Genomic DNA, 7,458 nt, shown 5'->3' with positions numbered 1-7,458 from the left:
CCAGACGGGCGAGTACGCGAAGAGCTTCATTCTCGAGAACAAGGCAGGTGCGCCGACGCTGCAGTCGCGCCGCCGCCTGACGGCCGAGCACCAGATCGAGCAAGTCGGCTCGAAGCTGCGCGCGATGGCACGATTGCACCGAACGACATGATGGACTGGATGAACGGCCGCGAGGGCCAGTTCGTGCTGGTCAACGGCGCCCGCCGGCCGCGGATCGACGTCGCGGGCGACGAGCGCTGGCGCGTGTGGAACGCGTGCAGCGCGCGCTATTTGCGCGTCGCGTTCGACGACGGCCGCGCGTTCGAGCATGCGGGCACCGACGGCGGCCTGTTTGACGCGCCGCGCCGCGTCACGTCGCTGTTGATCGCGCCGGGAGAACGGGCGGAGCTGCTGGTCCGCGCCGGCGACCGGGCGTCGCGCGCCGTGCTGCAGGCGGCCGAATACGACCGCCGCAAGATGTCGATGTCGCACGATGACGGACACGGCAGCCTGCCGCCCGATCCGGCGCTGGCGCTGGCCGACGTCGCATTCGCGCCGGCCGCCGCACGTGCGCTGCCGGCGACCCTGCGCGCGGTGCCGTCGCTGGGCGAGCCGGTCGCGCACAAGACGGTCGAGTTCGGCGAAGAGATGGACATGGACGCGATGATGAAGGGCGCGGCGCACGGCCGTCCGGCGGGCATGCGCTTCACGATCAACGGCGACACCTACGCGCCGCATCGCGCGACGCTGACGAGCCGCCGTGGCGACGTCGAGCGCTGGACGATCCGCAATGGCACCGACATGGATCACCCGTTCCACCTGCATGGCACGCAGTTCCAGGTGATCGAGCGCGAATCGGGCGGTTCGCGCACGAGCGAACCGTTCCGTGCATGGCGCGATACGGTGAACGTGCGCAGCGGCGAAACCGTGACGATTCTCGTCACGCAAGACATGCCTGGAGAGCGCATGTTTCATTGCCACATTCTCGAACACGAGGATCTCGGCATGATGGGCACGCTGAAGGTCGTGTAACGAGGCGGTGATTATGTTTCACGCGCGGGATGAGTATCCGATCTGCGCGCGTGACAAGACAATGTGTGTTCAATTATCGGGATTGAACGAAAAGGCCGGCCAATCGATTATCGATTGGCCGGCCTCAAATAAAGAAACCCGGCGCAAACCATGCGCCGGGTTTCTTCGTCTGATATCCGATGCCTTATGCGGCCTGGATGTTCGACGCTTGCTTGCCCTTCGGTCCTTGAACGACGTCAAAGCTCACCTTCTGGCCTTCCTTCAGCGTCTTGAAGCCATTCATGGTGATAGCCGAGAAGTGCGCAAACAGATCCTCACCGCCCTCATCGGGAGTGATGAAACCGAAGCCCTTCGCGTCGTTGAACCACTTAACGATACCAGTTGCCATTTCCTACTTCCCCTGTCACACAGTCGCTGCTACTTACCACGAGCACGCTCGAAAAGCTAAACGACCTGAAAAACGCAGCCGTTCCCCCCTCACAAGCTCACCTCGGCCTCTTTCATTTTGCCAACCGGCAAATTGAAAAAAGTGCCAGCTTGATTGTTGGCGCTCTTTATTGGAGTGTCAAGTGGAATTTTTAGACGTTTAGAGGGACGTTGTAAAGAACCCATTTTCAGGGTTTTTCCGGCTTTGCTTGGCAGCACGCGGCCAAGCGCGAGGTCTTGAAAAGCCGCATAATCGGCTCATATACCAGGCTCGAGTGACACGCGTTCGAGTCGTCCCGGCTTGTGGGATACTGGATGCGGACACGACGTTCCGGTGCGGTTCCCCTGACGGTTCGTGTTCCGCGCCACGCGTGAAAGCCGGCACCGCAGCCGGCTTTCGTATGGCACGAAGAAGATCGCGTGTTCCGGGATTCCGGGGAGGGCGCCGGCCGGTCGGTCGGGTAATGGCAGGATTGCGGGCCTGTCCGAGTTGTTTAGAATGGGTGTATGGCGATTATCCCGGACAAGCAGGACAGCACCGTCCTGGAACGCAAGCAGCAGAAGCTCAAGCCGCCTTCGATGTACAAGGTGGTGCTGCTGAACGACGACTTCACGCCGATGGAATTCGTCGTGATGGTGGTCCAGGAGTATTTCAAGAAGGATCGCGAGACGGCCACGCAGATCATGCTGAAGGTCCATCGCGAAGGGCGAGGGGTTTGTGGGGTCTATACGCGGGACATCGCGTCGACCAAGGTTGAGCAAGTCGTTACCCATGCGCGGCAGGCCGGGCATCCGCTGCAGTGCGTGATGGAGGAAGCATGATTGCCCAGGAATTGGAAGTCAGCCTGCACATGGCGTTCATGGAAGCACGCCAGGCGCGCCATGAGTTCATTACGGTCGAGCATTTGCTGCTGGCTCTGCTGGATAATCCGACGGCAGCCGAGGTGTTGCGCGCGTGCGCGGCAAACATCGAGGACTTGCGTCAGAACCTGCGCAATTTCATCCACGACAACACACCTACCGTCCCGGGTACCGACGATGTCGATACCCAGCCGACGCTCGGTTTCCAGCGCGTGATCCAGCGCGCGATCATGCACGTCCAGTCGACGTCGAACGGCAAGAAGGAAGTGACCGGCGCGAACGTGCTGGTCGCGATCTTCGGCGAGAAGGATTCGCATGCCGTGTACTACCTGCAGCAGCAGGGCGTCACGCGCCTCGACGTCGTGAACTTCATTTCGCACGGCATCGCGAAGACGAACAGCGGCGAAGCCGCGAAGTCGGCCGACGCGAACGCGGAAGGCGAAGACGCGAATGCGCAGAAGGAAACCCCGCTCGCGCAATTCACGCAGAACCTGAACCAGATGGCGAAGGACGGCCGCATCGATCCGCTGATCGGTCGCGAGCCCGAGGTCGAGCGCGTGGTCCAGGTGCTGTGCCGCCGCCGCAAGAACAATCCGCTGCTCGTCGGCGAGGCCGGCGTCGGCAAGACCGCGATCGCGGAAGGGCTCGCCTATCGCATCACGCGCGGCGAAGTGCCGGACATCCTCGCGAACGCGCAGGTCTACTCGCTCGACATGGGCGCGTTGCTCGCGGGCACCAAGTACCGCGGCGACTTCGAGCAACGTCTGAAGACGGTGCTGAAGGAGCTGAAGGAGCGTCCGCACGCGATCCTGTTCATCGACGAGATCCATACGCTGATCGGCGCGGGCGCCGCGTCGGGCGGCACGCTCGATGCGTCGAACCTGTTGAAGCCGGCGCTGTCGTCGGGCGTGCTCAAGTGCATCGGCGCGACCACGTTCACCGAGTATCGCGGCATCTTCGAGAAGGACGCGGCCCTGTCGCGGCGCTTCCAGAAGGTCGACGTGACGGAGCCGACCGTCGAGCAGACGGTCGCGATCCTGCGCGGGCTGAAGTCGCGCTTCGAGGAGCATCACGGCGTCAAGTATTCGTCGGGTGCGCTGTCGGCCGCGGCCGAACTGTCGGCGCGCTTCATCACCGACCGTCACCTGCCGGACAAGGCGATCGACGTGATCGACGAAGCGGGCGCCGCCCAGCGCATCCTGCCGAAGTCGAAGCAGAAGAAGACGATCGGCAAGAGCGAGATCGAGGAAATCATCTCGAAGATCGCGCGCGTGCCGCCGCAGAGCGTATCGCAGGACGATCGCAGCAAGCTGCAGACGCTCGACCGCGACCTGAAGAGCGTCGTGTTCGGCCAGGATCCGGCGATCGATGCGCTGGCTGCCTCGATCAAGATGGCGCGCGCGGGCCTCGGCAAGATGGACAAGCCGATCGGCGCGTTCCTGTTCTCCGGCCCGACGGGCGTCGGCAAGACCGAGGTGGCGCGCCAGCTCGCGTTCACGCTCGGCATCGAGCTGATCCGCTTCGACATGTCGGAATACATGGAGCGTCACGCGGTGAGCCGCCTGATCGGCGCGCCGCCGGGCTACGTCGGGTTCGACCAGGGCGGCCTGCTGACCGAAGCCGTCACGAAGAAGCCGCACTGCGTGCTGCTGCTCGACGAAATCGAGAAGGCGCATCCGGACATCTTCAACGTGCTGCTGCAGGTGATGGATCACGGCACGCTGACGGACAACAACGGCCGCAAGGCGGATTTCCGCAACGTCATCATCATCATGACGACGAACGCGGGCGCCGAGTCGATGCAGAAGGCGACGATCGGCTTCACGACGCGCCGTGAAACGGGCGACGAGATGACCGACATCAAGCGCCTGTTCACGCCGGAGTTCCGCAACCGGCTGGATTCGATCATCAGCTTCCGCTCGCTCGATGAGGAAATCATCATGCGCGTGGTCGACAAGTTCCTGATCCAGCTCGAGGAACAGCTGCACGAGAAGAAGGTCGACGCGCTCTTCACCGACGCGTTGCGCAAGCATCTCGCGAAGCACGGCTTCGACCCGCTGATGGGCGCGCGGCCGATGCAGCGGCTGATCCAGGACACGATCCGCCGTGCGCTGGCCGACGAACTGCTGTTCGGCAAGCTGTTGAACGGCGGTCACGTGACGGTCGACGTCGACGAAGGCGACAAGGTGCAGTTGTCGTTCGACAAGCTCGGGAACCCGCCGCACAAGCCGAACGAAGAGGCGGTCGAAGTCGAGTAAGCGATAATCGGGTAGTTCATGCGAACGGCGCGGGATGTTTTCCGCGCCGTTTCGTTTTATCTGGCGCCGGCGGCGCGATGGTGGTGCAGGGGAGTGGCAACGCAGTGACACAACAACAACGGACGTTCGACGACATCGTCGCGCGCGAACAGGGTTTGCGCCATGCGCTGACGTCTGGGCAGATGGCGATGATCGCGATCGGCGGCGCGATCGGCACGGGGCTGTTCCTCGGCAGCGGGTTCGCGATCGGGCTCGCCGGCCCGAGCGTGCTGGTCTCGTATGCGATCGGCGCGCTGATCGCGCTGCTGCTGATGGGCGCGCTCGCGGAAATGACGGTCGCCCATCCGACGGCCGGCTCGTTCGGCGCGTATGCCGAGCACTATGTCGGCCCGCTGGCGGGTTTCCTGGTGCGCTATGCGTACTGGTTCGCGGTCGTGTTCGCGATCGGCACCGAGATCAGCGCGATCGCCGTGTTCATGAAGTACTGGTTCCCGGCGGTGCCCGGCTGGTACTGGGTGATCGGCTTCTCCGCGCTGCTGATCGCCGTGAACCTCGCGAGCGTCACGCTGTACGGCACGGTCGAATACGCGTTCTCGCTGCTGAAGATCGCGGCGATCGTCGTGTTCATCGTGCTCGGCGCCTATCTCGTGTGGTCGGCGCCGGCCGCATCGGGCGTCGGTTTCGCGAACTACACCGCGCACGGCGGCTTCATGCCGAAGGGGCCGTGGGGCACCTGGGTCGCGGTGATCGTCGCGATCTTCAGCTACATGAGCATCGAAGCCGTCGCGATCGCGGCCGGCGAGGCGCGCGATCCGCAGCACGCGGTCACGCGTGCGTTCCGCTCGACCGTGTTCCGGCTCGTGCTGTTCTACCTGCTGACGCTGTCGCTGATGCTCGCGATCGTGCCGTGGACGCAGGCCGGCACCGACGAAAGCCCGTTCGTGAAGGTGATGGCCGCGACTCATGTGCCGTACGCGGCAGGCGTGATCAACTTCGTGCTGTTGATCGCGGCGCTGTCGGCGATGAACAGCCAGCTGTACGTGACGACGCGGATGATGTTCAGCCTGTCGCGTGCGCGGCTCGCGCCCGCGGTGTTCGGCCGGCTCGGCACGAACGGCGTGCCGCGCGCGGCGCTGTGGATCTCGACGAGCGGCGTCGCGGTTGCGGCCGTGCTGGTCGCGCTGGCGCCCGACACCGCTTTCACCGTGATGATGGCGATCGCGATGTTCGGCGCACTGTTCACGTGGCTGATGATCTTCGTCACGCACCTGCGCTTCCGTGCGCGCTATCGCGGCCCCGCGCTCGCGTTCCGGATGTGGGGACACCCGTTCGGCAGCCTGCTCGGCGCGGGCCTCGTCGCGGCGATCCTGTTCACGACTGCGTTCACGCGCGAATTCCGGATGACGATGGTGGTCGGCGTCGTGTTCGTTGTGCTGCTCACGCTCGCGTACGCGCTGCATTACCGGCACCAGCACGCGCGTTGAGGGTCAGGGCGCGGCTGCCCCACCGATTCCCCGTTCGCTAAGGTTGCGTTAAGCCTGCGGCGACTACATTCGATCCTGTCTGCAAGGCAGGCCGGCACGCGCCGGCCTGCCGCTTTCCTGCAAAAGGGGTTCGAATGAACAAACTTCCCGAAATCACGCTCGCGTTCTGGATCATGAAGATCTGCGCGACGACGCTCGGCGAAACCGGCGGCGACCTGCTGTCGATGACGCTGAACGTCGGCTACGCGGTGAGCTCCATCCTGCTGTTCGGCTTCTTTCTCGTGACACTGGGCGCGCAGCTCAGGACGACACGCTATCGCCCGGCGATCTACTGGGCCGTGATCGTCGCGACGAGTACGGCCGGCACGACGATGTCCGACTTCATGGATCGCACGCTCGGCCTCGGCTATGCGGCCGGCTCGTCGATTCTCGTCGCGATCCTGCTGGCGATCTTCGCCGTGTGGCGCCTCAGCGGCGAATCGCTGTCGGTCGACCTGATCCGCACGCGCAAGGTCGAACTGCTGTACTGGATCGCGATCCTGTTCTCGAACACGCTCGGCACGGCCCTCGGTGACTTCCTCGCGGACAGTTCGGGGCTCGGCTTCGGTGGCGGCGCGCTGCTGATCGGCGGGCTGCTCGCGGTGATCGTGCTGGCGCACTATTTCACGCGGATCTCCGGCGTGCTGCTGTTCTGGGCCGCGTTCGTGCTCACGCGCCCGTTCGGCGCGACGGTCGGCGACCTGTTGACGAAGCCGGTGGCGAAGGGCGGCCTCGCGCTCGGCACGATCGGCTCGTCGGCCGTGCTGCTCGGCGTGCTGGTCGCGATGGTGATCTATGCGATCGTGGCGCAATCGCGGCAGCGCGACCTGGCGCCCGCGCGGATCGCACAATCCGTCGAGGAATGACGGCGAAGGAATGGAAAAAGGGGCCGCGAGGCCCCTTTTTTCGTTGCGTCGTTCAGTGGCGGCCGGTGCTGCCGAAGCCGCCCTCGCCACGATCGCTTTGCGCGAAGTCGTCGACGATGTTGAACTGCGCCTGCACGACCGGCACGATCACGAGCTGGGCGAGCCGCTCGAACGGATTCAGCACGAACTCGGTCTGGCCGCGGTTCCACGTCGAGACCATCAGCTGGCCCTGGTAGTCGGAATCGATCAGGCCGACGAGGTTGCCGAGCACGATGCCGTGCTTGTGGCCGAGGCCCGAGCGCGGCAGGATCAGCGCCGCGTAGCCGGGATCGGCGAGATGGATCGCGAGGCCGGTCGGCACGAGCGTCGTCTCGCCGGGCTGCAGCGTGACCGGTGCATCGAGGCACGCACGCAGGTCGAGGCCCGCGCTGCCGGTGGTTGCGTAGGCGGGCAGGTAGTCGCGCATGCGCGCGTCGAGAATCTTCAGGTCGAGTTTCATGCGGTCGTCGGATG

Annotated in this window: 6 protein-coding genes and 2 pseudogenes; 6 read left to right on the top strand and 2 right to left on the bottom strand. The window is 64.5% G+C overall.

Annotation, left to right across the window (positions count from 1 at the left end; all coding sequences use genetic code 11):
* Together G3N98_RS23905 and G3N98_RS23900 are read left to right on the top strand one after the other, a co-directional pair.
* Positions 1–127: pseudogene (locus G3N98_RS23905) on the top strand (ketol-acid reductoisomerase); the annotation flags it as partial.
* A pseudogene (locus tag G3N98_RS23900) lies at positions 109–1,011 on the top strand (multicopper oxidase family protein); the annotation flags it as partial. The pseudogenes G3N98_RS23905 and G3N98_RS23900, both read left to right, overlap by 19 nt.
* Positions 1,012–1,195: 184 nt before the next feature.
* On the opposite strand, the gene G3N98_RS23895 reads toward G3N98_RS23900, so the two are convergent.
* Complete coding sequence (locus G3N98_RS23895; protein WP_006478030.1) at positions 1,196–1,399, bottom strand: cold-shock protein; 204 nt, start codon at positions 1,397–1,399, stop codon at positions 1,196–1,198.
* A gap of 545 nt (positions 1,400–1,944) precedes the next feature.
* Between G3N98_RS23895 and clpS the strand changes: the two genes are divergently transcribed.
* The 4 genes from clpS (at position 1,945) to G3N98_RS23875 (ending at position 6,945) form a co-directional block, all read left to right on the top strand.
* Positions 1,945–2,259: an ATP-dependent Clp protease adapter ClpS gene (gene clpS, locus G3N98_RS23890; RefSeq protein WP_006398529.1), complete on the top strand. Its 315-nt coding sequence runs from the start codon at positions 1,945–1,947 to the stop codon at positions 2,257–2,259.
* Positions 2,256–4,556, top strand: coding sequence for an ATP-dependent Clp protease ATP-binding subunit ClpA (gene clpA, locus G3N98_RS23885; protein ID WP_206149391.1), 2,301 nt, complete (start codon positions 2,256–2,258; stop codon positions 4,554–4,556). Before clpS ends, clpA begins: the two co-directional genes overlap by 4 nt.
* 104 nt (positions 4,557–4,660) lie before the next feature.
* Positions 4,661–6,040, top strand: a complete 1,380-nt coding sequence (locus G3N98_RS23880) for an amino acid permease (protein WP_089431881.1) — start codon at positions 4,661–4,663, stop codon at positions 6,038–6,040.
* A gap of 134 nt (positions 6,041–6,174) precedes the next feature.
* Positions 6,175–6,945 (top strand): hypothetical protein, encoded by a 771-nt coding sequence (locus G3N98_RS23875; protein WP_089426152.1) that lies wholly within the window; start codon positions 6,175–6,177, stop codon positions 6,943–6,945.
* Positions 6,946–6,997: 52 nt separating this feature from the next.
* Here G3N98_RS23875 and dut read toward each other — a convergent pair whose 3' ends face one another.
* On the bottom strand, positions 6,998–7,444 hold the full coding sequence (gene dut / locus G3N98_RS23870; protein ID WP_057926079.1) for a dUTP diphosphatase: 447 nt from the start codon (positions 7,442–7,444) through the stop codon (positions 6,998–7,000).
* Positions 7,445–7,458: the final 14 nt, after the last annotated feature.

Source organism: Burkholderia sp. Tr-20390 (assembly GCF_017104595.1).
Taxonomy (GTDB): Bacteria; Pseudomonadota; Gammaproteobacteria; order Burkholderiales; family Burkholderiaceae; genus Burkholderia.
This window is presented reverse-complemented; position numbering and strand designations above follow the sequence as displayed.

What these genes read in the sequence shown, in the direction of transcription:
- G3N98_RS23895 (WP_006478030.1), bottom strand. Translation starts at nt 1,399, where the DNA reads ATGGCAACTGGTATCGTTAAGTGGTTCAACGACGCGAAGGGCTTCGGT.
- clpS (WP_006398529.1), top strand. Translation starts at nt 1,945, where the DNA reads ATGGCGATTATCCCGGACAAGCAGGACAGCACCGTCCTGGAACGCAAG.
- clpA (WP_206149391.1), top strand. Translation starts at nt 2,256, where the DNA reads ATGATTGCCCAGGAATTGGAAGTCAGCCTGCACATGGCGTTCATGGAA.
- G3N98_RS23875 (WP_089426152.1), top strand. Translation starts at nt 6,175, where the DNA reads ATGAACAAACTTCCCGAAATCACGCTCGCGTTCTGGATCATGAAGATC.
- dut (WP_057926079.1), bottom strand. Translation starts at nt 7,444, where the DNA reads ATGAAACTCGACCTGAAGATTCTCGACGCGCGCATGCGCGACTACCTG.